This window comes from Micromonospora sp. MGP-C2 (genome assembly GCF_057766525.1).
Genome location: NZ_JBYMEN010000002.1, coordinates 519,970 through 543,202 on the forward strand (window position 1 = coordinate 519,970; position 23,233 = coordinate 543,202).

The 23,233-nt window shown below is 73.3% G+C and carries 26 protein-coding genes; 13 read left to right on the plus strand and 13 right to left on the minus strand.

The genetic code is table 11. From position 1 onward, the window contains the following. Positions 1 to 45: 45 nt before the first annotated feature. Positions 46 to 474 (plus strand): DUF2267 domain-containing protein, encoded by a 429-nt coding sequence (locus AC3CF1_RS01955; RefSeq protein WP_088948032.1) that lies wholly within the window; start codon positions 46 to 48, stop codon positions 472 to 474. A gap of 45 nt (positions 475 to 519) precedes the next feature. Here AC3CF1_RS01955 and AC3CF1_RS01960 read toward each other — a convergent pair whose 3' ends face one another. Beyond that, positions 520 to 1,299 carry a DUF72 domain-containing protein gene (locus AC3CF1_RS01960; protein WP_210927204.1) on the minus strand — a complete coding sequence of 260 codons (780 nt, stop codon included), beginning with the start codon at positions 1,297 to 1,299 and terminating at the stop codon, positions 520 to 522. Positions 1,300 to 1,456: 157 nt separating this feature from the next. Between AC3CF1_RS01960 and AC3CF1_RS01965 the strand changes: the two genes are divergently transcribed. Together AC3CF1_RS01965 and AC3CF1_RS01970 are read left to right on the plus strand one after the other, a co-directional pair. Next, complete coding sequence (locus tag AC3CF1_RS01965) at positions 1,457 to 1,762, plus strand: hypothetical protein (protein WP_099853213.1); 306 nt, start codon at positions 1,457 to 1,459, stop codon at positions 1,760 to 1,762. A gap of 9 nt (positions 1,763 to 1,771) precedes the next feature. Beyond that, positions 1,772 to 3,046 carry a cupin domain-containing protein gene (locus AC3CF1_RS01970; RefSeq protein WP_354981466.1) on the plus strand — a complete coding sequence of 425 codons (1,275 nt, stop codon included), beginning with the start codon at positions 1,772 to 1,774 and terminating at the stop codon, positions 3,044 to 3,046. Between the two features lie 75 nt (positions 3,047 to 3,121). Here AC3CF1_RS01970 and AC3CF1_RS01975 read toward each other — a convergent pair whose 3' ends face one another. From AC3CF1_RS01975 to AC3CF1_RS01995, 5 genes are all read right to left on the minus strand, one after another. Further along, the gene (locus AC3CF1_RS01975; protein WP_141909295.1) at positions 3,122 to 3,784 is read right to left on the minus strand and encodes a hypothetical protein; all 663 of its coding nucleotides are present in this window, start codon (positions 3,782 to 3,784) and stop codon (positions 3,122 to 3,124) included. Beyond that, positions 3,781 to 6,456: an FtsK/SpoIIIE domain-containing protein gene (locus AC3CF1_RS01980; protein ID WP_354981465.1), complete on the minus strand. Its 2,676-nt coding sequence runs from the start codon at positions 6,454 to 6,456 to the stop codon at positions 3,781 to 3,783. Before AC3CF1_RS01980 ends, AC3CF1_RS01975 begins: the two co-directional genes overlap by 4 nt. After that, entirely contained in the window at positions 6,449 to 7,597 is a 1,149-nt protein-coding gene (locus tag AC3CF1_RS01985; RefSeq protein ID WP_488449397.1) for a hypothetical protein, read from the minus strand. The genes AC3CF1_RS01980 and AC3CF1_RS01985 overlap by 8 nt, the downstream gene beginning before the upstream one ends. Before the next feature lie 6 nt (positions 7,598 to 7,603). Further along, a complete protein-coding gene (locus AC3CF1_RS01990) occupies positions 7,604 to 7,864 on the minus strand; it encodes a hypothetical protein (protein WP_088948039.1) in 261 nt (86 codons plus the stop codon). 152 nt (positions 7,865 to 8,016) lie between these two features. After that, the gene (locus AC3CF1_RS01995) at positions 8,017 to 8,409 is read right to left on the minus strand and encodes a PIN domain-containing protein (protein ID WP_088948040.1); all 393 of its coding nucleotides are present in this window, start codon (positions 8,407 to 8,409) and stop codon (positions 8,017 to 8,019) included. Between the two features lie 141 nt (positions 8,410 to 8,550). Between AC3CF1_RS01995 and AC3CF1_RS02000 the strand changes: the two genes are divergently transcribed. From AC3CF1_RS02000 to AC3CF1_RS02010, 3 genes are read left to right on the plus strand one after another with little or no spacing between them, the layout of a single operon-like run. Next, positions 8,551 to 11,106, plus strand: coding sequence for an ATP-dependent Clp protease ATP-binding subunit (locus AC3CF1_RS02000; RefSeq protein WP_088948041.1), 2,556 nt, complete (start codon positions 8,551 to 8,553; stop codon positions 11,104 to 11,106). Next, positions 11,103 to 11,306, plus strand: coding sequence for a hypothetical protein (locus AC3CF1_RS02005; RefSeq protein ID WP_210794220.1), 204 nt, complete (start codon positions 11,103 to 11,105; stop codon positions 11,304 to 11,306). Before AC3CF1_RS02000 ends, AC3CF1_RS02005 begins: the two co-directional genes overlap by 4 nt. After that, the gene (locus AC3CF1_RS02010; RefSeq protein WP_141909299.1) at positions 11,306 to 11,656 is read left to right on the plus strand and encodes a DUF3140 domain-containing protein; all 351 of its coding nucleotides are present in this window, start codon (positions 11,306 to 11,308) and stop codon (positions 11,654 to 11,656) included. The genes AC3CF1_RS02005 and AC3CF1_RS02010 overlap by 1 nt, the downstream gene beginning before the upstream one ends. A 53-nt stretch (positions 11,657 to 11,709) precedes the next feature. On the opposite strand, the gene AC3CF1_RS02015 is transcribed toward AC3CF1_RS02010, so the two are convergent. From AC3CF1_RS02015 to AC3CF1_RS02025, 3 genes are all read right to left on the minus strand, one after another. After that, positions 11,710 to 11,955, minus strand: coding sequence for a hypothetical protein (locus tag AC3CF1_RS02015; protein ID WP_488449398.1), 246 nt, complete (start codon positions 11,953 to 11,955; stop codon positions 11,710 to 11,712). Positions 11,956 to 12,012: 57 nt separating this feature from the next. Further along, positions 12,013 to 12,993: a LysR family transcriptional regulator gene (locus tag AC3CF1_RS02020; protein ID WP_088948045.1), complete on the minus strand. Its 981-nt coding sequence runs from the start codon at positions 12,991 to 12,993 to the stop codon at positions 12,013 to 12,015. Between the two features lie 86 nt (positions 12,994 to 13,079). Next, complete coding sequence (locus AC3CF1_RS02025; RefSeq protein WP_099853234.1) at positions 13,080 to 13,682, minus strand: hemerythrin domain-containing protein; 603 nt, start codon at positions 13,680 to 13,682, stop codon at positions 13,080 to 13,082. Between the two features lie 248 nt (positions 13,683 to 13,930). On the opposite strand from AC3CF1_RS02025, the gene AC3CF1_RS02030 reads away from it, so the two are divergent. Together AC3CF1_RS02030 and AC3CF1_RS02035 are read left to right on the plus strand one after the other, a co-directional pair. After that, positions 13,931 to 15,259: a M20/M25/M40 family metallo-hydrolase gene (locus AC3CF1_RS02030; RefSeq protein WP_099853237.1), complete on the plus strand. Its 1,329-nt coding sequence runs from the start codon at positions 13,931 to 13,933 to the stop codon at positions 15,257 to 15,259. 58 nt (positions 15,260 to 15,317) lie between these two features. Continuing rightward, positions 15,318 to 15,980 carry a hypothetical protein gene (locus tag AC3CF1_RS02035; protein WP_141909300.1) on the plus strand — a complete coding sequence of 221 codons (663 nt, stop codon included), beginning with the start codon at positions 15,318 to 15,320 and terminating at the stop codon, positions 15,978 to 15,980. Positions 15,981 to 16,034: 54 nt separating this feature from the next. Here the strand turns inward: AC3CF1_RS02035 and AC3CF1_RS02040 are convergent, their stop codons facing one another. The 3 genes from AC3CF1_RS02040 to AC3CF1_RS02050 all read right to left on the minus strand — a co-directional run bounded on the left by AC3CF1_RS02040 (position 16,035) and on the right by AC3CF1_RS02050 (position 17,589). Beyond that, complete coding sequence (locus tag AC3CF1_RS02040; protein ID WP_013734349.1) at positions 16,035 to 16,226, minus strand: DUF5703 family protein; 192 nt, start codon at positions 16,224 to 16,226, stop codon at positions 16,035 to 16,037. A 200-nt stretch (positions 16,227 to 16,426) separates the two neighbouring features. Beyond that, the gene (locus AC3CF1_RS02045; protein ID WP_488449399.1) at positions 16,427 to 17,173 is read right to left on the minus strand and encodes an SseB family protein; all 747 of its coding nucleotides are present in this window, start codon (positions 17,171 to 17,173) and stop codon (positions 16,427 to 16,429) included. Beyond that, positions 17,170 to 17,589, minus strand: coding sequence for a YbaB/EbfC family nucleoid-associated protein (locus AC3CF1_RS02050; RefSeq protein ID WP_488449400.1), 420 nt, complete (start codon positions 17,587 to 17,589; stop codon positions 17,170 to 17,172). Before AC3CF1_RS02050 ends, AC3CF1_RS02045 begins: the two co-directional genes overlap by 4 nt. A gap of 93 nt (positions 17,590 to 17,682) precedes the next feature. On the opposite strand from AC3CF1_RS02050, the gene AC3CF1_RS02055 reads away from it, so the two are divergent. From AC3CF1_RS02055 to AC3CF1_RS02065, 3 genes are read left to right on the plus strand one after another with little or no spacing between them, the layout of a single operon-like run. Then, the gene (locus AC3CF1_RS02055) at positions 17,683 to 18,015 is read left to right on the plus strand and encodes a hypothetical protein (protein WP_355160762.1); all 333 of its coding nucleotides are present in this window, start codon (positions 17,683 to 17,685) and stop codon (positions 18,013 to 18,015) included. Beyond that, positions 18,012 to 19,088 (plus strand): WXG100 family type VII secretion target, encoded by a 1,077-nt coding sequence (locus tag AC3CF1_RS02060; RefSeq protein ID WP_488449401.1) that lies wholly within the window; start codon positions 18,012 to 18,014, stop codon positions 19,086 to 19,088. Before AC3CF1_RS02055 ends, AC3CF1_RS02060 begins: the two co-directional genes overlap by 4 nt. Then, positions 19,085 to 19,993: a hypothetical protein gene (locus tag AC3CF1_RS02065; RefSeq protein WP_488449402.1), complete on the plus strand. Its 909-nt coding sequence runs from the start codon at positions 19,085 to 19,087 to the stop codon at positions 19,991 to 19,993. Before AC3CF1_RS02060 ends, AC3CF1_RS02065 begins: the two co-directional genes overlap by 4 nt. A gap of 61 nt (positions 19,994 to 20,054) precedes the next feature. On the opposite strand, the gene AC3CF1_RS02070 is transcribed toward AC3CF1_RS02065, so the two are convergent. Next, the gene (locus AC3CF1_RS02070) at positions 20,055 to 21,026 is read right to left on the minus strand and encodes an aldo/keto reductase (RefSeq protein ID WP_088948054.1); all 972 of its coding nucleotides are present in this window, start codon (positions 21,024 to 21,026) and stop codon (positions 20,055 to 20,057) included. A 186-nt stretch (positions 21,027 to 21,212) separates the two neighbouring features. Between AC3CF1_RS02070 and AC3CF1_RS02075 the strand changes: the two genes are divergently transcribed. Together AC3CF1_RS02075 and AC3CF1_RS02080 are read left to right on the plus strand one after the other, a co-directional pair. Beyond that, positions 21,213 to 22,265, plus strand: coding sequence for an LLM class F420-dependent oxidoreductase (locus AC3CF1_RS02075; protein WP_030332780.1), 1,053 nt, complete (start codon positions 21,213 to 21,215; stop codon positions 22,263 to 22,265). Continuing rightward, on the plus strand, positions 22,262 to 23,098 hold the full coding sequence (locus AC3CF1_RS02080) for an undecaprenyl-diphosphate phosphatase (protein WP_088948055.1): 837 nt from the start codon (positions 22,262 to 22,264) through the stop codon (positions 23,096 to 23,098). The genes AC3CF1_RS02075 and AC3CF1_RS02080 overlap by 4 nt, the downstream gene beginning before the upstream one ends. The last annotated feature ends 135 nt before the right edge of the window (positions 23,099 to 23,233 follow it).

Sequence of the window (23,233 nt, forward strand, 5' to 3'; positions counted from 1 at the left end):
GCGCCGACGACCGACGGTGGGACAGCACGGAACGGGGGTCGACCGATGGCTGACTCGATGATCTCAGCGTTCGAGTCCTCGCTGGACAAGACGAACCTCATTCTCAAGGACATCGAGAACGCCTACGGCTGGCCGAAGGAACGGCGCAACCAGTCGTACGCGGCTCTGCGCACGGTGCTGCACCTGCTGCGCGACCGGCTGCCGGTGGACGAGAGCGTCGAGTTCGCCCAGCAGTTGCCGGTGCTCGTGCGGGGGATCTACTTCGACGGCTGGGTGCCGTCCGACGTGCCGATCAAGCTCAACCGGGACGACTTCCTCTACGAGGTCCGTCAGGGCTTCCCGTACGACGCGGAGGGCGGCCCGGAACGGGTGACGCAGGTGGTGCTCGACACCCTGCGCCGACACGTCACCCAGGGCGAGTGGCAGGACGTGAAGGACACCATGCCCAAGGACCTCGCCAAGATGATGCCGTGACGGCCTGACGCTCGTGAGCCCGCCCGAGGAACGCCTCGGGCGGGCTCAGTCGCCGGAGGTGTCTGCCTCGGCCGGCGTCGGCACCCGCGACACCGGGTGCCCGGCCGCACGGGCCAGCGCGGCGAACGCGACAGCGTCCACGATGGCGGCGCCGCCCGGGTCGTTGTTGAAATAGACGTACGCCGGCTCGTCCTCGCCGAAGGCGTCGGTCAGCCGCCGCACCCATGAGGTGAGCGCCGCGCGGCCGTAGCGGGGCCACGGCCGTGCCCGCCCCTCGTGCAGCCGCAGGTACCCGAAGTCCGTGGTGCGCCAGCGCGGAGCGACCGGGCGCCCCAGCCGGTCGGCCCAGACCAGCGCGGCCCGACGCCGTTCCAGCACCGCCCGGGTGGCGTCGGTCCACCAGGAGGGGTGCCGGGGCTCGACGGCGACCCGCACCTCGGCCGGGAACAGTCGCAGGGTCGCGTCGAGCGCGTCGACGTCCGCCCGGAGGTTCGGCGGCAGTTGCAGCAGCACCGGGCCGAGACGGTCACCGAGCGCGGTGGCGCGACCGAGGAACCGGGCCACCGGCTCGTCCGGATCGCGCAGCCGCTTGATGTGGGTGAGGTAGCGGCTCATCTTCACCGCCACGCAGAAATCCGCCGGTGTGCGCGCCCGCCAGGCGGCGAAGGTCTCCCGCTCCGGCAGCCGGTAGAAGGCGTTGTTGACCTCGACAGTGGCGAACCCGGCCGCGAAGTGCTCCAGCCAGAGCCGCTGTGGCAGTTGTTGCGGGTAGAAGCGGCCCCGCCAGTCCCGGTACTGCCAGCCGGACGTGCCCACCAGGATCACCACCCCATCCTGGCACTCTCCGCCGCCGCTGGCGAACTGCCCGTGTCGCCCCGGTTCGGCGTCTACGGTGAGGGTTAGAGAAGATCGCGCGTGGGGTACCACCCGCAGCACGACGGACCCCGGCGCACGGCGGGGCGGCACACCCAAGGGAGTACCGATGGCACTCAACGATGACGACATGCAGACCATGGGCGGCGGCGGCGCGGAGGGCCCGGCCGACGGTGGCGCGACCCCCGGTCAGCACGACGGTGGCGCCGACGGTGGCGCGGAGGGTCCCGCCGACGGTGGTGCCACCCCGGGTCAGCACGACGGTGGCGCCGATGGCAGCGCGGAGGGTCCCGCCGATGGCGGTGCCACCCCGGGCCAGCACGACGGCGGCGCCGACGGTGGCGCGGAGGGTCCCGCCGACGGCGGTGCCACCCCGGGTCAGCAGGACGGCGGCGCTGACGGCAGCGCCCGGTAGCGGCACATCATGACGCACCTCGACCCGCCGGGCGGCCACGGCCGCCCGGCGGTTCCGTCCGCAAACGCCGCCGAGGCGCTGGCCCGTTGCGTCTCGGTCGAGCCGGCCAAGTTCGCCGCCGCGCACTGGGGACACACCCCGCTGCTCTCCCGCGCCGCCGAGCTGCCCAACGCGTCCGGCTTCGCCGACCTGCTCAGCCCCGCCGACGCCGACGAGCTGCTCAGCCGGCGCGGTCTGCGTACCCCCTTTCTGCGCGTCGCCAAGGACGGCCAGTTGGTGCCGGCGGCGCGCTGGACCGGCGGTGGCGGCGCGGGCGCCGAGATCGGCGACCAGGTGCTCGACGAGCGGGTCCTGGAGCAGTACGCCTCCGGCGCCACGTTGGTGTTGCAGGGCCTGCACCGGATCTGGCCACCGCTCGTCGACTTCGCCCGTGACCTGGGCCTCGCGCTCAACCAGCCGTTACAGATCAACGCCTACCTCACCCCGGCGGGCAGCCAGGGGTTCGCCACCCACTACGACACCCACGACGTGTTCGTCCTCCAGGTCGACGGCCGCAAACACTGGCGGATCCACCCGCCGGTGCTGCCCGACCCGCTGGAGAAGCAGCCGTGGGGTGGCCGCGCCGACGAGGTCGGCGCCACCGCGCAGGGCCAGGCCGCGCTGGACGTGGTCCTCGCCCCCGGCGACGCCCTCTACTTGCCCCGGGGTTGGCTGCACAGCGCGCAGGCGCAGGACGCCAGCTCGCTGCACCTGACCGTGGGCATCCGCGCGCTCACCCGCTACGCCCTGGTCGAGGAGCTGTTGGCGCTGGCCGCCGAGGACCAACGGCTGCGGGCCAGCCTGCCGTTCGGCACCGACGTCGCCGACCCGGACGCCATCGAGCCGGAGCTGACCGAGACGGTCGAGGCACTACGGGACTGGCTCCTGCGCGCCGACCCCGGTGCGGTCGCCGCGCGCCTGCGCCAACGTGCCTGGCCGGCCGCCCGCCCGGCACCCATCCGGCCGCTCGCCCAGGCCGACGCGGTGGCCGCGCTTGACGCCGACGCCCAGGTCACCCTGCGTCCGGGCCTGCGCTGGCAGTTGGTGCCGCACGGGTCGGACTCGGTGGCGTTGCGGCTGTTCGACCGGACGATCACCCTGCCTGGTGACTGCGAGGCTGCGGCTCGTGTCCTGCTCAGCGGCGCAGTGACCCGGGTTGGTGACCTGCCCGGGTTGTCCGACGACGCCGACCGGGTCACTCTGACCCGTCGACTGCTGCGCGAGGCCGTCCTGGTCCCGGCCTGACCTCGCCGGCCCGCGCGTCCCGCCGGTCTTGCGCTGTCGGCCCGGTCGGCGGTGTCCACCCGGCCACCCCGCGCGTCAGCGGCCGAGCACCAGCAGCAGCACCGTGGTGACCACCCCGGCGCCGAGGACCACGGTGATCGGTCGAGGACCGAGCATCGCGTGCCGGCGGTCGGCCAGCACCCGCGCCGGCACCAGGCCGATCAACGGCCCGAACAGGGTCACCACCAGCGCCAGCACCGGCATCCCGACCGCGAGATCGCCGCCGTACCCGACGCCCAACGCCCGCGCCCCAACCCCCAGGGCGTACGCCAGGACGGCGCCTGCCACCCCGCACAGCGCCAGCAGCGGGTTGACCGAACCCGGCAGCTCACCCGGCTGCCCGGCGCGGTCGAGCAGGTCACGGGCCTTTCCGAGCAGCAGCACCGGATCGGTGGCCGTGGTGCCGTTCGCGGGTGCGGGCGGGCCACCGAGGCGACGGGCGCCGAGGCGCGAGCGGACCTGCTGCCACAGGTGGGCCACCTCGGCGTCGACGCGTTCCTGCTGCTCGCGGGCGGCGACCAGCTCCTCCTCGGCGTACTGGAGCTGCTCGGCGGCGTCGGCGACGGCCCGCTCGGCAGCGGCGCACTGCCGCTCGTACCAGGTGTGCGCCTCGGCGCGCTGCTCACCCACTCGTGCGGTCAGGTCAGCCAATCGTCGGAGCTGGGCCGTGTACGTCTCGCTGGCCACCGGTTCGTTCATCGCGACGGACCATAAGGGATGATCACCTGTCCGGTGCGGTGCACCGCCCGGTCGAAGAAGAGGCCCCGCCAGGGGCGGGGATACCAGTCCGGGCCGCCGGTGCCCGGGTAGAGCGAGGAGCCCAGCTCGCCGCCGTGGGTGTCCAGCGCCACCCAGGCGCCGATCTGGTCGGTACGCGCGGCCGGCCCGCCGAGGTCGGCACGCATCCGTGCCACTCCCCGCCACCAGGCCAGCACGTGCGTCCGTCGTTCCGGCCCGTCGTGCAGGATCCGCCGCAGCTGCTCCAGCCCGGTGCGTCGGCCGGCTCGGGCGGCCAGCGCGCCGGCCGCCGCGTCGACAGCGAACAGCAGCAGGTAGTGCGGGCTCCCCGGGCCGGTCAGCCCGTCGGCCGTCTCGGCCATCAGCTCACCGACTGTCTCCTCGTCGTACCAGGCGGCGTCGTCGGCCAGGTCGTCGTAGAGCGCACGGGCGATCGGGTCAGCGTCGGCGTCGAGGCAGGCGATGGAGAACCGGGCGGTGCCCGGCGGGTGCTGGCGGGCCAGTGAGCGGGCCGCCGCGTCGAGCACCGCGCAGGCCTCGTCCACCCGGGTGCCGAGCACGGCGAGGTTGCGCCCGGGGGCGCGCGGCAGCCGCAGCGCCGCCGAGCGGGACTGCACGTCGATGATCTCGCCGAGTAGGGCGACCGGGCTGCGCGGCACGCTCCCGTCCGCGGGCGCGGCGAGCGTACGGAAGTCCGGGGCGTCCGCCAGTCGGGGAATCGCGTCGCCGTCGAAGAGCCGGGCCGGTGCCGCGTCGGCCGGGCGCATCCGCCACAGCCGGTGCTGCAAGCCGCTCCACGTCTCCCAGTCGCTGGCCGACGGGATCCGGGCGACCTCGTTGCCCTCCACCATGCCCGACTCGGCGTTGACCACCGCGTGCCAGCGAGGCAGCGACTGCGCCGCGTCGTTGCGTTCGGCGAGGATCCGCAGCGCCTTGGGCAACGCGATGCGCAGGGTGAACTGGGCGACCAGCGCGGGACGGCCCCACAGGGCCTCGATGCCCCGTACGTCCTGTGAGGCGAGCACCAGGTGGATGCCCTGGGACCGGCCGCGTCGGGCCAGGTCCTCCAGCAGGTCGGCCGACTCCCGGGCGACCACGTCCCGACCGGCCAGCAGCATCTGGAACTCGTCGACCACCGCGACGATCCGTGGCCAGTGCCCGGTCGGGTCGACGGCCCGCAGCTCGGCCAGCTTGGTCACCTCGTGCTTCTTGGCCGCGTCGGCGCGCCGACGCAGCTCCTCGGCGAGGAAACGCAGCAGCGCCAGGCCGAACTCCCGGTCGGTGTTGACGTTGATCCCGACCAGGCGCATGTGCGGCAGCCAGCTCGGGTCGCGCCGGCCCTGCGCGAACCGCGCGAAGGACACGCCCTCCTTGAAGTCCAGCAGGTAGAACTCCAGCTCGGCGGGGGAGTAGCGGGCGGCGAGGGCGCCGATCCACGCGAAGATCAGGTTGGTCTTGCCGGTGCCGGACGGTCCGCCGATCAGCGCGTGCGGTGGATAGTCGCCCAGCGTCAGCCGCACCGGCCGGCCCTGCGGCCCCTCGCCGATCGGCGCGGTCAGCCCGTCGGATGAGTCCTCCCGCCACATCAGCTCCGGCGGGGGCAGCAGGTCCGCGAACGGGGTCGGCGGTGGGCCTGCGTTCACCCGGACGGCGATCTCCCGGCACGTCTCGGTGACCAGCGTCGCCGGTGGCGGTGGATCGAGACGGACGGGCAGCCCGGCCGACCCGCCGATGCGTGCGCCGGACACCCCGGCCACCACCCGGGTCACCGTCGGGTCCTCCGGCAGCGGCACACCGTGGACCACCAGGTGCACCCCACAGGCCGCGCCGGCGCGTACCACCCGGTCCAGTTGCCCGCGCTCGTGCCGGTTGAGCTCATCACCGCCGAGCAGCACCGCCACCCGCCACGGCTCGGGTCGTCGGCCGGTCGCCGCGGCCAGCTCGCGCAACGACGCGTACTCGCCGGCGAGCACCGTCTCGTTGATCCGGCGGATCTGCTCCACCAGGTCGTCCAGCAGTGGGCCCAGACCGCCGGGGCCGACGAAGGTGAGCAGCCCCGCCGTGCCCAGCGGCGCGAACCCGGCCAGGCCACCGCCGAGCTGCTCCGGGTCGTACCCGACCAGGCGTACCGCGCCCGGGTCGGCGCGGCCGGCGGCCCGCAGCAGCAACGCGGACACCACGGCGTCGCAGCCGGCGCGATCCTCCCCGGACAGGTGTACGTGCCCGGCGTCGAGCAGCGGCACCAGCGCGGGCACCGGGTCGACGCCGTCGATCCGGACCGTGCCGACCCGTAGCGCGCCGGGTGGCTCCGCACGGCGGGCGGGCGTCGGGGCCCACCCCGCCCAGTCGGCCCCCGCGCAGCCCGGCGCCTCCTGCCGGGCCGCATCGGCGGCGCGCCGGGCCAGCTCGGCGATCCGGGTCGAGTAGCGGGCGTCGATCTCGGCGACGCGGCGGTCCCGCTGGGCGCCCACCCGTGCCGGTACGGCCGCAGCCGCCCGCTCGACCCGGGCCAGCCGTTCGCGCCCGGCGGTCAGCTCGGCCTGGGCGGCGGACAGACGGGTACGGGTCGCACCCAGCGCCTCGGCGAGGGTGTCGCGGACCCGGCTGGCCAACTGGCCGCGCCGGTCAGCCATCGGAGCTCCGTCGAGCCGGCGCGTCCCGCCACGGGCTGCCCGAGCGCGGCGGCACACCACCGGAGCGGGGCGGCACACCATCCGTGCGCGGCGGCAGGCCACCGGGGTGCGGCAGCAGGCCACCGGAGCGCTGCGCACCCGGCCGCTGAACAGCACCGCCGACGCGCGCGCCCGCGCCCGCCGACTGTCCGGCCCCGCCCGACTGCCCTGCGCCGGCCGGCCGACCGGCCCGCGCCGGTTGCCCCGCACCGCCTCGTTGCTCGGCCCCGTTCGCTTGTCCCGCGCCCACTGGCTCTTTCGCGCCGCCTGCGGGGAGGTCCCGGCCGAGTCGGGCGAGCAGCAGCCCGGTCGCCACCCCGGCGGTGACCGCGGAGTCGGCAGCGTGCGGGGGCTCCCCGGAGGCGCGCGGTGGCGGCATCCGGCACACCCGGGTCAGCAGTGTCTCCAGCACCGGCGGCGGCAGCCCGGGCAGCAGGTCGCGTACCCGCCCGTCCAGCTCACCGCGCAGCCGCCCGAGGTCGGTGGCGCGGGGCGGGTGCCCGAGCAGCTCACCGGCCAGCTCGCGCAGCAGGGGCGGCGCCAGCGCCGCCATGCCCAGCCCCACGTCGGCCGGGGCCCGGCGCAGCTCCTTGCGGAGCCGGTCCCGGTCGCCGGAGCGGACACCACCCACCACTCGGCGCAGCAACTCCTGGGAGTCGTCCACCCGCTCGTCGGGTTCGTCGTCGGTGCCCTCGCGCCCGCCGGTCAGCTCGGCCACCCGCACCGACCACCAGCGGCTCATTCGCACCTGCTCGGCCGGCTCCGGCGCGACCGCTGTGGGTCCGGCGGCCGGCGGCGTGTCGTGTCGGGGGGCGCGTTGTTCGGGGCGGGGCGCCGGGGTGCCGTCCGCGCCCAGCCCGATCGCGGTCAGGTACGCCGAGAGCTGCTCCTGTGCCACCCGCAACGCGTAGCCGGCGCTCTCGGCGTGCTCGGTCGCGGCGGACAGCTCCGGCACCCCCATCGGGTTGGCCGACTCCTGGCGTACCCAGCGCAGTCTCTCCGCGGCCAGGCCGAACTTCTCCAGCGCCTGCCCGAGCAGGGCCACCGGGAACTCCTCGCTGGCGGCACGGACCTGCCCACCGACGTCCTCGATGATGGACATGGTGGCCTACAGGGTGGCGACGTAGAGCTGCGCCTGCTCCACCGCGACCAGTGTCGCGGCGAGACACTCCTCCAGCTCCTGGCTGGCCTGTGTCAGCGACGACTGGGCCGCCTCCACCGTCTCGTGCCCGCTGCCCTCGAGCGCGCCGGCGAGGGTCTGCTGCGCCTCGGACAGTTTCTCGCCGGCCGCCTGCACGGCTGTCTGCCCGTCCCCGATCTGTTGGAGGGCAACATCAATGGCAGCCTTCAACTCGGCGACGCTCGCCACGGCGGAACCTCCTGGGGGCGGGGAGATCTCCATTAGAGCCTATCGGGGGCCGCGAAAGAACATCCGCCCTGTCGGTGTTCCTGCCCGCCTGTCCGGAAGGCACCCTGAAGTGCCGGGAGTCCGTTCTGTGGGAGTCCCAGTGCGAGAATTTCTCAGTTGCTGGCGGGGGCCTCGCGGAGCCAACGCGGGCCGTACACCTCGGCGCCCAGCGCCGTCACCCGCCCGCGCAGCTCCCGGTCCGCGGTGACCACCAGCCGACGGCGCTCGGGCGCGTCGGCCACCAGCTCGACCACTGTGTCGTCGCCGGAACCGGCGGCGGAGACCACCCGCACGCCCTCGGTGCCCGGCACGTCCCGCGCCGCACCCTCGACCACCAGCACCACCTCGACCGGGGCGGGCAGCCGGGCCGGCAGCCCGACGGTCGCCACCGGGGCGAGCGAGTCGCGTAGCCGGGCCGCGGCGCCGGCGCGGTCACGCCACCACCCGTTCGGGCGGGAGCCGACAACGTTGGCGCCGTCCACGATCAGCAGCGGGGTCTCAGTCATCCCCTCAGCCTGCCACCAAACGGCCGGCCCCGGCCGGACGCCACTCCCGGGATGCCGGTGCTCCACCACCTGCGGCGTTTGTCGGGGCGCGCGCCGGGTAGCCCCTGCCGACCGTGCCGCGCCCGACTGCGGAGGACAGACATGATGGGACCCGGTGACATCGGCTCCGACCCGTGGGACGAATTCCTGGCCAGATACTTCGGCCGGGGCGAGGGAGGGCGCCGGCCACCGCACCGGGTCGACATCACCCGTCTGATGACGGCCGACGCCCGGGAGATGCTGGCCGACGCCGCCCGGCGGGCCGCCCAGCGCCAGAGCAGCGACCTGGACACCGACCACCTGCTCTGGGCGGCGCTGCAACGCGAACCCCTGCGGGACCTCGTACGCCGGGCCGGCGCCGACCCGGACACCCTGCTCAACGCGCTCGGGGGGAAGGGCGACGGCGCACCGCGCGGGGAGGTGCCGCCGAACCTGTCGTTGACCCCCGCCGCCAAGCGGGCGCTGCTCGACGCCCACCAGCTGTCCCGGGCGATGGGCGCCAACTACATCGGCCCTGAGCACATCCTGATGGCGTTGCCGCTCAACCCGGAGTCGCCGGCCGGGCGGATGCTGGCCGCCGGGCGGATCCAACCCGAGTCGTTGCAGGCGGCCAACGCCGAGCGCGGGCCGATGAACGGCCCGAAGCCGGATCGCGGCACGCCCACCCTGGACCAGTACGGGCAGGACCTCACCGACCTGGCCCGCAACGATCAGATCGACCCGGTGATCGGACGGGCCGACGAGATCGAGCAGGCCGTGGAGATCCTGTCCCGGCGTACCAAGAACAACCCGGTGCTGATCGGCGAGGCCGGTGTCGGAAAGACCGCCATCGTCGAGGGGCTGGCCGAGCGGATCTGCGACGGTGACGTCCCGCAGACCCTGCTCGGCAAGCGGGTCGTCCAACTCGACCTGGCCGGTCTGGTCGCCGGCACCCGCTACCGGGGCGACTTCGAGGAGCGGCTGAAGAAGGTGATCGACGAGATCCGGGCGCACCGGGACGAGCTGATCATCTTCATGGACGAGATCCACACCCTGGTCGGGGCGGGTGGCGCCGGCAGCGAGGGCGGGATGGACGCGTCCAACATGCTCAAACCCGCGCTGGCCCGCGGCGAGCTGCGGGTGATCGGCGCGACGACGCTGGACGAGTACCGCAAGAGCATCGAGAAGGACGCGGCGCTGGCCCGGCGCTTCCAGCCGGTGCTGGTGCCCGAGCCCGGCGTCGACGACACCATCGCCATCCTGCGTGGTCTGCGCGACCGGTACGAGGCGCACCACCAGGTGCGTTTCACCGACGAGGCGCTGGTCGCGGCCGCCGAGCTGTCCGACCGGTACGTCACCGACCGGTTCCTGCCGGACAAGGCCATCGACCTCATCGATCAGGCCGGCGCGCGGGTGCGGCTGCGTACCCGCACGCCCGCCTCCGACGTGCGGGAGCTGGAGCAGGAACTCGACGAGGTACGCCGGGACAAGGAGCAGGCCGTCAGCGACGAGCAGTACGAGCGGGCCTCCGCGCTGCGCGACCGGATCTCCGAGCTGGAGGAGGAGATCCGTCGGGCGAACGGCGACGACGGGTCGTCCTCGCAGGTGCCCGAGGTGGGTCCGAAGGAGATCGCCGAGGTGGTCTCCCGGGCCACCGGCATCCCGGTCAGCCAGCTCACCGAGGAGGAACGGGACCGGCTGCTGCGCCTGGAGGGGTACCTGCACCAGAAGGTGGTCGGTCAGGACGACGCGGTCACCGCGGTCGCCGAGGCCGTCCGTCGTTCCCGGGCCGGGCTGGCCGACCCGGAGCGGCCGATGGGCAGCTTCCTGTTCCTCGGCCCGACCGGCGTCGGCAAGACCGAGCTGGCCCGCGCGCTGGCCGAGGCGCTGTTCGGCGAGGCGGACCGGATGGTCCGGGTGGACATGAGCGAGTTCCAGGAGCGACACACGGTCAGCCGGCTGGTCGGCGCGCCACCCGGATACGTCGGCTACGAGGAGGCCGGCCAGCTCACCGAGGCGGTGCGTCGCCGCCCGTACGCTGTGGTGCTGCTCGACGAGATCGAGAAGGCCCACCCGGACGTGTTCAACATCCTGCTCCAGGTGCTCGACGACGGGCGGCTGACCGACAGCCAGGGTCGCACTGTGAACTTCAAGAACACCGTACTGATCATGACGAGCAACCTCGGCTCGGAGCTGATCACCGGCGCCCAGCGCTCGGTCGGCTTCGGCAGCGGGGACGTGGGCAGCGAGCAGGAGAGCAACGAACTGCGGGAGCGGCTGATGCGCCGCCTGCAGGAGAACTTCCGCCCGGAGTTCCTCAACCGCATCGACGAGGTCATCATCTTCCGCCGGCTGGAGGCCGAGCAGCTGCGCGACATCACCGCGCTGCTGCTGGAGGAGACCCGCCGCCGCATGCACGCCCAGGACCTCCAGGTGGAGTTCACCACCGCCGGCATCGACTGGCTCGCCGAGCACGGCTACCAGCCGGAGTTCGGCGCCCGACCGCTGCGCCGGGTGATCCAGCGGGAGGTGGACAACCACCTGTCCCGGATGTTGCTGGAGTCGGCGATCTCCCCGGGGCAGAAGGTCATTGTGGATGCCCGCGACGGCGCGCTCACCTTCGACGTGACCGCAGGCGAGCGGGGGTACACCGCCGCCACGACCACCCATCCGCGATGAGCGGGCCGGCGCGACGAGACGAGCACGAGGAGCCGCGCGAGCCTGCGAAACATCGGGACGAGGAGGACCATCCCGACCCGATCCTGGCGCCGCCCACCGCGAACCCCCGCCGAACGCGGCTGGCAGCCGAGGGCCTGCGTCCGTTGACCGACCAGGACGACCCGGAGACGTCCGGGCCGCCGCCCGGAGAGGAGACCTGATGGTACGCGAAGCGAGGCTCGACCCCGAGGTGGAAGTGCTCTGGGAGGACTTCCACGCCGAGGTCAACGTCCCGTCGGAGCAGCTGCGCACCTGGCTGCTGACCCGGGGTTCCGGGGAGGAGTCGTTCAGCCCGAACCCGAACCTCGACCTGCCCCAGCCGGGCCGGGAGATCCTCAAGGTGCTGAACAAGCGCAAGGTGGACCTCACCCCGGAGGACATCGAGGTGATGCGGGAGGCGGTGGAGCGCATCCGCGAGCTGATGGACGCCAAGCCGTCGCGCGGAAACGCCGACGACAACTGGCGGCACTCGTTGCTCGACCTGGGTCACGACCCGCTCGTCGAACGCTGAGCGAACGCACGACGGTGCCGTCCCGGGCGGGGACGGCACCGTTCGGCGTCCTGCTACTGGCCCTGGTCGGGTTCCAGACTGCCGATGGTCAGGCCGGCCGCGTCGGCGGCGGCGTCCCGGTCACCGCGGGTCTGGTCCTCCCGGGTGAGCAGACTGGCGTACTCGGTGACGTCGGCCGGGTCGGGCACCGCCGGTAGGCGGCGCAGGAACGCCTCCACCTGGCGGGTGGCGGCGGTGTGCGCGGCGGCCGCCTGGCGCAGCAGTTCGCGGTCGTCGGCGGGCGGGTAGAGGTCGGTCATGTCCGCCAGATACCCGGCCAACGGCGGTTCGCACCGCCACCGGCAGGGAATACCGGCTCAGACCGGTCGGATCCCGCTGGGTCGCCGCACCCCGAACCCGGGATTGCTCAGCAGCCAGGACAGGTATTCCGGATGCGGGGCCAGCGAGTCGACGTACGCCGCCTTGGCCGTCTCCAACACCAGGTCGGCGCCCTGGGCGGCGGGGGAGTCCGGGTGCCAGCCGAGCAGGAGCCGCCAGCGCAGCGGTGTGCCGGCGATCCGGCGGGTCACCAGCCCGGCCACCGGGCGGAACGTCGCCTGACACAGCGCCACCGCCACGCCGGCGTCCACCAGGTCGACGCAGCCGCGGATGTCGGTCTCGTACACCTTGCGGGGGGTGAAGCCGGCGCGGGCGCAGGCGGCGGCGAAGCAGTCGCCGAAGCAGCCGTCGCCCGGCGCGGCCACCCACTGCTCGTGGCGCAGGTCGGCCAGGCGCACCTCGTCGCGTTCGGCGAGGGGGTGCGACTCCGGCAGCAGCACCAGCACCGGGTCGATGGCCACCTCCTGCCAGCTCAACCCGAACCCGGCCGACGGGATGGCGTCGCCGCACACACCGGTGAGCGCGAAGTCCAGTCGGCCGCCGGCCACCAACTGCGCCAACTCGTCCACCGACCACGAGGCGAACGTGGTGATCTGGGCGGGCGGGTGTTCGGCTGCCAACCGGTGCACCAGCCGGCCCAGGATCGGGCTGTTGACCCCGCCGAACCGGTAGCACGGCGGTGCCCCGCCGGCGCCGGCCAGCCGGGCCGCCTCGTCCTGAAGTCCCTTCATCGCCGGCAGCAGGACCCGGGCCCGGGCCAGCACCAGCTCGCCGAGCGCGGTGGGCCGGGCGCCGCGCCGGTCCCTGTCGAACAGCGGGCCGCCCAGGGTCCGTTCGATGCGCTGGAGCTGGGCGGTGAGCGCCGGCTGGGCCAGGCCGAGCGCCGACGCCGCCTTCGTCACACTCCCCGTCTCAGCGATCGCGCAGACCACCCGCAGGTGACGCAGCTCCAGGTTCATAGGGTGACGGTAGGACCACGGGTCAGCCGGCGGAATAGCCCGAGCGGATCGGTGATAATGAATGCATTGGCGAGCGTGGCCTTGCCTCAGTCGCGGGGTGGCTCCGGCAGGTCCGCCAGGTAGGTCGGCCGCCGGGTCACCACGTCGAGCACCTTGTCCACCACGCCGACCGCCGGCTCCACGATCCGGTTCCACGGAGGGGTGCCCGGAGTGCCCGGGTGCGGCCGGGTCGGCGCCGCCTCCTCGGCGATCTCCAGCCGGTTGCCCAGGCGGATCAGCTCCTCATCGGTCGCGACCGCGCGCAGCTCCGTGACGAGCCCGCCCACCCCGTCGACGTGCTGACGAACCCGCTCGGCGACCTCGGTCAACGCGTCATCCGTCAGCCCCTTCAGGGCGTTCAGCAGACCGGCGTCGGCCGCGATCTCGGCGTCCACGCGCTCGGTCGCGGCCGGCAGGGCGGCACGCACCGCCGGCAGCAGGTACTGCTCCTCGGCGGACAGGTGCCGCGACAGCGCGGCGCTGAGCACCGGCAGCCCTCCCTGCGGCGTGGCGTCCGGGCCGGTCAGCTGGTCCAGCAGCGCCAGCAGTTGCCGGTGCTCCCGGTCCACGATGTCGGCGATGCTGCGACCACCGGGCCGGAAGCCGTCCTCGGGTGCGGGCGGCAATGGCGGCAGGGGAACGGTGGACATGGTGCCCTCCTCGACTGGCGGGCGGAAGCTCCGGCAGGGACGTACGGTCGCAGGCGGCGGTACCCGAACGCGCTCACGGCGAAACCGACCCGTCGATGTGGCGGCGCGTGCGCGACGGGTGCGTGGCCCTGCCGCGCCGCCGCGCCGGCCGGTCCGCGCCGCCGCGCCGGCCGGTCCGCGCCGCCGCGCCGGCCGGTCCGCGCCGCCGCGCCGGCCTGTCGACCGGCGCGGGCTGGTATGAAGAGGCGATGACGAGCGATGCCGCCTCCGCCCGACCCGACCCCACCGCAGAGGTCGTGGACCTGTGCCGCGACCTGCTACGCATCGACACCACCAACACCGGGGACAACGACACCAGCGTGGGCGAGCGCCGCGCGGCCGAGTACGTGGCGGAGAAGCTCGCCGAGGTGGGCGTGGAGTCCGTCCTGCACGAGTCCGCACCGGGCCGGGCGAACGTGGTGGCCCGCATCCCGGGCACCGACCCGAGCCGGGGCGCGCTGCTGGTGCACGGCCACCTGGACGTGGTGCCCGCCGACGCCGACGAGTGGTCGGTGCACCCCTTCTCCGGCGAGCAGCGCGACGGCTACCTGTGGGGCCGGGGCGCCATCGACATGAAGGACTTCGACGCGATGGTGCTCGCCGTGGTGCGGCACTGGCAGCGCACCGGCGTACGACCCCCGCGCGACATCGTGCTCGCGTACACCGCCGACGAGGAGGCGGGCAGCGACTACGGCGCGCGCTTCCTGGTGGACAACCACCGTGGCCTCTTCGACGGGTGCACCGAGGCGATCGGCGAGGTAGGCGGCTTCTCCTACTCGGTCAACGACAACCAGCGGCTCTATCTCATCGAGACCGCCGAGAAGGGCATCGACTGGCTGCGGCTGCACGCCAAGGGCCGCCCCGGGCACGGCTCGATGATGCACGACGACAACGCGGTCACCGCGCTCGCCGAGGCGGTCGCCCGGATCGGGCGGCACCGCTTCCCGGTGGTCGTCACCGACACCGTACGGGCGTTCCTGACGGAGGTCTCCGACCTGCTCGGCATCGAGCTGGACCCGGACGACCCGGAGACGGCCATCGCCAAGCTCGGCCCGATCGCCAACATCATCGGCGCGACGATCCGCAACACCGCCAACCCGACCCGGTTGAGCGCCGGCTACAAGGACAACGTCATCCCCGGCCGGGCCACCGCCACCATCGACTGCCGCAGCCTGCCCGGCCAGTCCGAGCTGCTGGAGCGGCAGCTGCGCGAGCTGGTCGGCCCGGACATCGCGATCGAGTACGTCCAGCGGCAGCCCGCCCTGGAGACCACCTTCGACGGTGACCTGGTCGAGGCCATGTCGGCGGCCCTGCGCGCGGAGGACCCGGGAGCACGGCCGGTCCCGTACATGCTCTCCGGCGGCACCGACGCCAAGGCGTTCTCGCAGCTCGGCATCCGCTGCTTCGGGTTCGCCCCGCTCCGGCTGCCCGCCGACCTGAACTTCTCGGCGTTGTTCCACGGCATCGACGAGCGGGTTCCGGTGGACGGACTACAGTTCGGCGTGCGGGTGCTCGACCGGTTCCTCCGCACCTGCTAGCCGTGTCCGGCAGTTGCCGCCGGCACGCAATCTCCCCATCGTGAAGGGACTGCCCCACATGACCGACCAGCACGGTGAGCTGGACGCCGCTCTCGAGCGCGTGATCGAAGCGGCCCGCCACCACCTGGCCGCCGTACGCGCCGCTCAGGGCCGCGTCGACGACGACGACGTCTGGCAGGCGTACGTGGCGTTGAACAACGCCTCCTTCGCCTACGACGAGCGGTTGCTCGACGCCTTCGGTGAGGTGACGCCGTGGGATGTCGACTCGATCGACCCGGACGAGGCCGACGAGCGTTTCGGCGGCGTCGACGGTGCCGAGGCCAGCGACCCGCACCCGCGGGTGATCTCGGTACGCCAGCGTCGCGACTACCGGGTGCCGAGCGTCGCCGCGCTGCTGCGGGTGGCCGAGGCGGCCCGGCGCGAGGGCACTCCCGAGGACGACGAGCCGGCGCCGGTGGAGGGCGTCGGCGAGGCGGTGCTGGAGCTGCTGCAGAGCGGCGACGGCTCGCTCGGCGCGCTGGACGTCCCCGAGCTGGAACCGCTCGACGGGGTGGTCATGGTCAGCGAGGTGGGCACCCCGGTCGACCTGGAGTCGTTCGACGACGACGACGCGGTCGGCCCGTTCCAGCCGGCGGCCGACGACCGGCTGGTCGGTCGGCTCGACGAGCACCCGTTCCTGGAACTCGACGACGACCACGACCACGCCGGGCACCAGCACTAGGTCGGATCACGCCCGGGGCCCGGTTCGGGGCCCCGGGCGTTCCCGCCCGACTCTTCAGTACGACAGGCCCGGCTGCGGCTGGTTGACCCGCCGGCGACGCAGCACCACCTGCCGCGTGCCGTCGCGGTACAGCCGCACCCGGGCCAACTCCCATCCTGAGAACTCCGCCTGGATCGCCAACTGCGCCGCGGCGGTCAACCGGTCGACGTTCGGCGGCAGCCGCAGCGGCGCGTATTCGTAGTCCATGCCATCCATGCTGCCCAGCCCAGCGGCCGTTCGCCACCCCCTCGGGGGTGACCAACGACGCTGCCGTGGGCGGTTCGTGCCGCCCTGTGCGCGCCGCCCGGTCTCGGGGGACGGCCAGCTGGAAGCGCCGATCCGTACCGCCTCGTCGACAAGACAGGTACGCGCCCGTGGTGGACCGCGTCGTGTGCCCGGGGAGGACGTCAGCCGGCGGGGACGTTCGCCGTCAGCAGTGCGGCGAGGGCCGGCGCGGCCAGGGCGACTCCCCAGGCGTTGCCCGGGTCGACCGCCAGCCCCCAGGACGGGTCCGGCCAGTCCTCGAACAGGTCGGCGCAGGCCAGCGCGACGAACGGCACCCCGTCCCCGGCGAACGCGGCGAGCGCCCCGGGCGAGGTGAAGACCGGCAGCAGCGGCGCGCCGGTCGCGTCGCCGACCACCGTCCACGGGAAGTCGGCGTCTGGCGCCGGTTCCCCGGCCAGCGGGACGCACACCGGGGCGCCGGCCAGCGCCCCGAGGTAGCCGGGCAGGTCACGCCGGTCGACGGCCGCGACGAGCACGGCCACCACCGCCGGCTCCGCCTGGGCGGCTGTCGTCCCGGCCGGAGCCGCCTGGGCGTGGGTCACCGCCCGACAGGAGAGCGCGCCGGGCTCGTCGGTCAACACCTCGGCGGCGGTACGGGTCACTAACGCACTGAGCCGTTCCACCTGCTCAGGAGTGCGCGCCGCCTCGTACCACCAGCCCTCGGCGCCGGTCGGGCGGTGCCAGCCGAGCGCGGCCAGGCGTGCCTCGTCGTGGCCGGGGCAGACAGCCCGCACCACCTGGCGGCGCACCAGCAGCCGGATCCCGCGCGGACCGGCGGAGAGCACCAGGTCGGTGTCCCGGTCGCAGCGGACGACGGTGTCCCGCAGCCGAACGGCGATCTCTGGCCAGGTCGGCGACGACGGCGTCACGCTGGTGCGCCCGGCAGGCGGTCGTCCAGCCGCCCGAGCCGGGCCACGGTCTCCTCCAGTCGGCCCAGCGCCGAGAAGTCACCCGGCGTGCCGAACAGGTCCCCGAGCCCCGCGCCGAGCGCTACGTCCAACCCCTCCGTGTGCTCGTCGACGTGCGTGGAGGCGACCGCGCGGGCCCGCCGGTACGCGTCGAGCACCAGCTCGGCCACCCCCTCGGTGCCGGCGCGCAGGGCGGCGGGCGCGAGGGTGAGGCTGGTCAGCACTCCGGTGGCGTCGACGGTCGCCGAGACCAGCCCGCTCTCGTCGGTCGCGGTGCCGGACAGCTCGGCCAGGTCGTCGCGGATGCCCGCGAATTGGCGCTCGATGTCGGCGATCCGCCCGGCGAGCGCGTCGAACGCGGACGTCGGGTCAGTCATTGAGATTCCTCCCCGTGGATCGTGCGACCGGGTGGTGCCCGGCGGCCGGGAGATCGTATCGTCGGTGCGCTCGACTCATGGGGGAGGAACGGCATGCCGCCGGATATCGATGTCGACGTGCAGGCGGTCCGTCGACTGGAGACAGCCGCCAAGCAGGTCGCCAGCTCGCTCGCCGCGTTGGAGGATCAGATCGTCTCGGCCGGCGACGTGCCGTCGGACGCCTTCGGTCATCTGCCGTTCGCCAGCGACATGCTCCGCGACAAGTACGCAGAGCAGGTCACCGGCGGCAAGGAGTTGTTCGCCGCCGCGAACGCCGCGTTCGGCCGGGTCGCCACGGCGCTGGCCGACACGGCGGAGGCGTACGAGCACAACGAGCGGGACCTCGACGCCGGGTTCAAGGCCATCCAGTCGGGGCTGCCCGGATGAGCGGTCCGGCCGGCAGCGCCGTCCAGCTGTGGAACGGCCTCGACAACGCGCTCTCCGGAGTGGAGGACGCGGTCAACAGCGTCTGCCGGACCTTGGCCTGGCCGCTCATCCAGCTCGTCGACCTGGTCGACGGGGAGCCCGCCGTGCTGCGCGCGAAGGCCTCCGAGTGGGACGCGCTGGCCGCGCAGGTGCGCGACCTGGCGCAGGGGCACCGCGGCACCCGGGAGTCCGCGCAGGCCGGCTGGCGCTCACCCTCCGGTGTGGCGTACGGCCAGCGGTTGGCCGAGGTGGAGCAGCAGCTCCTCGACGTCGCCGAGCAGTTCACCGCGACCGCGGAGTACCTCCGCAGCGTCGCCGACGGCCTGCAGACCGTGCACGACGTGCTCGTGGACATCTGCGTGGAGTTCGTGAACTTCCTCCTGGTGACGCTGGTGACGGCGTTGCTGATGGCCCCGGTCACCATGGGCGCGTCCTGGGCTGCCGGCGTGGGCGTGGCCGTCACCAGGGGCCTGATCGTGGTCACCAGGATGTTGAAGGTCATCCGACCGCTCGCGGTGCACCTGCAGAAAGTCATCCGCCTGCTCCAGCGGGTGCTGCTGTACCTGCGCAAGCTGCGCACGCACCTGGACAAGCTGGTCGACATGCAGAAGGCGCTGCGCACCGGCAGGAAGTACGCCGACAAGCGCAGCGCCGCCGGCAAGCTCGACAAGTGGCACCACAAGTTCCTCGACCCCACCAAGGGCACCTACAAGCTGGGCAAGTCCGGTTCCCCGTTCGACATGGGTTTCCTCGACCGGGCCGCCGCGCTACGGACGCACGGTGTTGCCGACGGTGCCCGGGCGATCGCCCGGGACTGGGCGACCAACCTGCCGTGGAACGTGCCGAACTCGGTCGTGCACGGCGTCACCTGGGGGACTGTCGCGCTGACCAGCGGCCTCTCCATGCCCGGCAGCGAACAGATCGGCGACCAGGTCGACCAGGCGGTGCAGGGCGGCGCCGACTGGATCGACCAGAATGTCTTCGGGCAGCCGCCCGCGGGCCAGCCGGCGGGCCGACAGGGAGGCGACGGGTGATGTCAGGGGAGCGGGGTCGGCTGGGTCGGTTCACCGACGCGGTGCTCGGCGGCGCGCGGGTGGCCCGGGACAAGGCCCGCGAGCTGCGGGACGAGTTTCGCACCAGCGACGAGCCGGAGCGCGCCCTGGTGGCACCGCTGGTGGCCGGGCAGGACCTCCGCTACGTGGGGCTCGGACCGGTGCGCATGTCGCAGACCCACCAGGCCGGTCGGCAGCTCGCCGACGACGTCGGTGCCGAGTTGACCGACGCGCTCGACCCGAAGGTGCTGTTCGGCCTGCTCAACATCGTCAACCCGGTGGTCTGGGTGGACGCCGTGCTGACGCCGGTGCGGCTGGCCGCGGGCGTACTGCTGCTGCCGGGCAAGGCCGGTGCCATCGCCGCCGGTGTGCCGGAGCTGGCGGCGCCGGAGCCGGGCCTGCCCCAGCAACCCGCCCAACGGGAGCCGATCCCCCTCACCGAGGAGCAGGAGGCGTTTCGGGCGCTGTTCCGGCTCAGCCTGTACCGCCCGCTGGCCGACCAGCTGGCCGAGATCGCCTACCGCCGGCGGTACGTCTTCAGCGGTGACCTCGCCACCCTCGCCGGGAGCCTCCTGCTCTTCCTGGAGCGCTACACGGGTACCCCGCTGGCGGTGACGGACACCCACCTCCACCTACTGCGGATGGGCCCCCGCCCGGACGCCGACCGGCCCGACCGCCGTCAACCGCGGGTGCTGTGGAGTGTGCGCCGCGACCGGGTGGCCCGGGTCGACTCCGAGCGTGGCGCGAGCGGGCTCGTGCAGCTCGCCTCCACCATCGTCTTCGACGACGGCTCGTGGATCCGGCTGACCCAGCCCGCGCTCCGTGACGACCAGTCGCGCTTCCTGACCGCGATCCAGGACCTCCCCGGACAGCGTCCGACGCCGTGACCGGGACGGCGTCGGGCGCGGTGCGCTGACCGACGGGTCTGCCCGTGGCCCGGCGGTCGGGTCAGCCGTCGCGCTCGGGGTAGCCGACCGGCACCGCCGAGACGTCGTCCAGCGCTGTGGTGATCTCCTCGGGCAGTGTGATCCGTTCCACCTGGAGCGCGCCGAGCAGCTGCCCCACCGTCCGGGCGCCGAGGATCGGCGCGGTCACCCCGGGCCGGTCCCGGATCCAGGCCAACGCCACCTCCAGCGGCGACACACCCAGCCCGCCGGCCGCGGTCGCCACCGCCTCCACGATGCTGGAGCAACGCGGGTCCAGGTACGTGGCGACGAACCGCTCGAAGTGCGGCGACGCGGCCCGCGAATCCGCCGGACGGCCGTGCCGGTACTTACCGGTCAGCACTCCCCGGCCCAGCGGCGACCAGGGCAGCACGCCGAGACCGAGCGCGTCGCAGGCGGGCAGCACCTCCCGCTCCACACCCCGCTCCAGCAGCGAGTATTCGACCTGGGACGCGACCACCGGTGCCCGTCCCGGCCAGGCGGTCTGCCAGGCGGCGGCCCGCGCGGTCTGCCACCCGGAGAAGTTCGACACCCCGACGTAGCGGACCTTGCCGCTGGCCACCGCGTGGTCCAGGGCGGCCAGGGTCTCCTCCAGCGGGGTGTCCGGGTCGTACCCGTGCACCTGGAACAGGTCGACGTGGTCGGTGCCCAGGCGCCGCAGTGACGCGTCCAACGTCCGCAGCAGGTGCCCCCGGGAGCCGTCCCGGCGCCGGCCGCTGCCCGGGCGCAACCCGGCCTTGGTGGCGATCAGCAGCTCCTCGCGGGGCACCAGGGAGCCCAGCAGTGAGCCGATCACCGACTCGGCGTCGCCGTCGCCGTACACGTCGGCGGTGTCGATCAGGTTGCCGCCCGCGTCCAGGTAACTCTTCAGCTGGGCGGCCGCATCGTCGGCGTCGGTGTCCCGGCCCCAGGTCATGGTGCCGAGCGCGAGCCGGGAAACCGCCAGCCCGCTTCGGCCGAGCGGTCGCTGTTGCATGGGTGAACCTTATTTCGAACCTGCCGCCAGAGATATCCTCGCTCCCGTATCTCTGCCGGTTCTGCCGGTTCCGCCGCCATGGGCTGCCCCGATGGAGGGGGGACCAAAGGTGTCGAGCCGGTGATCGAGTCTGTTATCGGCATTGCGTAACCTGGTGCGACCTGTGCCACGGATGGGGGAGGACCAGTGCGACTCGGGCTCAGTCTCGGATACCAGACGGCGTGGAGCACACCGGCCGACCACCTGGCGTTGGCCCAGGAGGCCGACCGGCTGGGTTACTCGGTGGTGTGGGCGGCGGAGGCCTACGGCTCCGACTCGCCCAGCATGCTCGCCTGGATGGCCGGCCAGACCGAACGGATCGACGTCGGCGCCGCGGTGATGCAGATCCCCGCGCGTACGCCAGCGGCCACCGCCATGACCGCCGCCACCATCGACGCGCTCTCCGGTGGTCGGTTCCGCCTCGGCCTGGGCGTCTCCGGCCCGCAGGTCTCCGAGGGCTGGCACGGTGTGCGGTTCGCCAAGCCACTCGCCCGGACCCGCGAGTTCGTCGACATCGTCAAGCTGGCCATCGCCCGCAAGGAGGTGGCGTACGACGGCGAGCACTACACGCTGCCGCTGCCCGACGGCCCCGGTAAGGCCCTGCGGCTGGGCTTCCACCCGCCACGCGAGCACATTCCGATCTACCTGGCGGCGGTCGGCCCGAAGAACCTGGAGCTGGCCGGCGAGATCGCCGACGGCTGGCTGGCCGTGTTCTACGCCCCGGAGTTCGCCGAGGAGCAGCTCGCCTCGGTCCGCGCCGGGCGGGCCAAGGTCGGCAAGGAGCTGGCCGGGTTCGACGTGGTGCCGTCGGTGCCCGTGGTGATCGGTGACGACGTGGCCTCCTGCGCCGAGCTGGTGCGCTGGTACGCGGCGCTGTACGTGGGTGGCATGGGCAGCCGCCAGCAGAACTTCTACAACCAGCTCGCCACCCGGATGGGTTACGGCGACGCCGCCCGCGAGGTGCAGGACCTGTACCTGGCCAAGCGGCAGCGCGACGCCGCCGCCGCCGTACCGATGGAGTTCATCGACCGCACCTCGCTGCTCGGCCCGAAGGAGCGCATCGCCGAGCGGATGCGGGAGTACGCTGCCGCCGGCGTCACCACGCTGTCGGTGACCCTGTTCGTGGCGGACCGGGACAGCGGGGTGCAGACCCTGCGTACCGTCGCCGAGGCGCTCGACCTCTCCGGAGTTGGCGAGTGACCTGGGTCGAGGCCATCGTCCTGGGCATCGTCCAGGGACTGACCGAGTTCCTCCCGGTCAGCTCGTCGGGGCATCTGCGGATCACCTCGGCGATCTTCTTCGACCGTGATGCCGGCGCGTCGTTCACGGCGGTCACCCAGCTCGGCACCGAAGCGGCCGTGCTGATCTACTTCGCCAAGGACATCTGGCGGATCACCCGGACGTGGCTGGTCGGCATCAGGGACAAGTCGGTGCGCTCCAGCCTCGACTACCGGATGGGCTGGTACGTGATCGTCGGCTCGATCCCCATCGGGCTGTTCGGCTTCCTGTTCAAGGACCAGATCAAGACCGCTGGGCGCAACCTGTGGGTGGTGGCGACCACGCTGATCGTGTTCGCCTTCGTGCTGGCGTTCGCCGAATACTGGGGGCGGCAGACGCGTACCCTGCAGAACTTCCGGATGAAGGACGGCGTGGTGATGGGCTTCGCCCAGGCCATGGCGCTGGTGCCCGGGGTGTCCCGCTCCGGCGGCACGCTCACCGCCGGCCTGCTGCTCAACCTCACCCGGGAGGCGGCGGCACGCTACTCGTTCCTGCTGGCCATCCCGGCGGTGGTGATGTCCGGTGTGTTCAGCCTCGGGGACGTCTTCGAGCCGTCCGCCCCGGGCACGTCCGTGCCCACCGTGGCACAGACGATCGTGGCCACCGTCATCGCCTTCGCCATCGGCTACGCGGCCATCGCGTGGCTGTTGCGCTACGTCGCCCACCACACCCTGTACGTCTTCGTGCTGTACCGGGTCGCGCTGGGCACCCTGGTCCTGGCTCTGCTGATGACCGGCACGATCAGCGCCACCTGATCCGTCCGCACCTCGGCCCCCGCCCTCTCGCAGAGGAGGCGGGGGCCTTTCCGTGGCCAAGGCGGGCCGTTTCCGCTGATCCGCACAACAAGGACTTAGCGGTTCTATTCTCCTGATATCGGGCTGTCTCCCCGG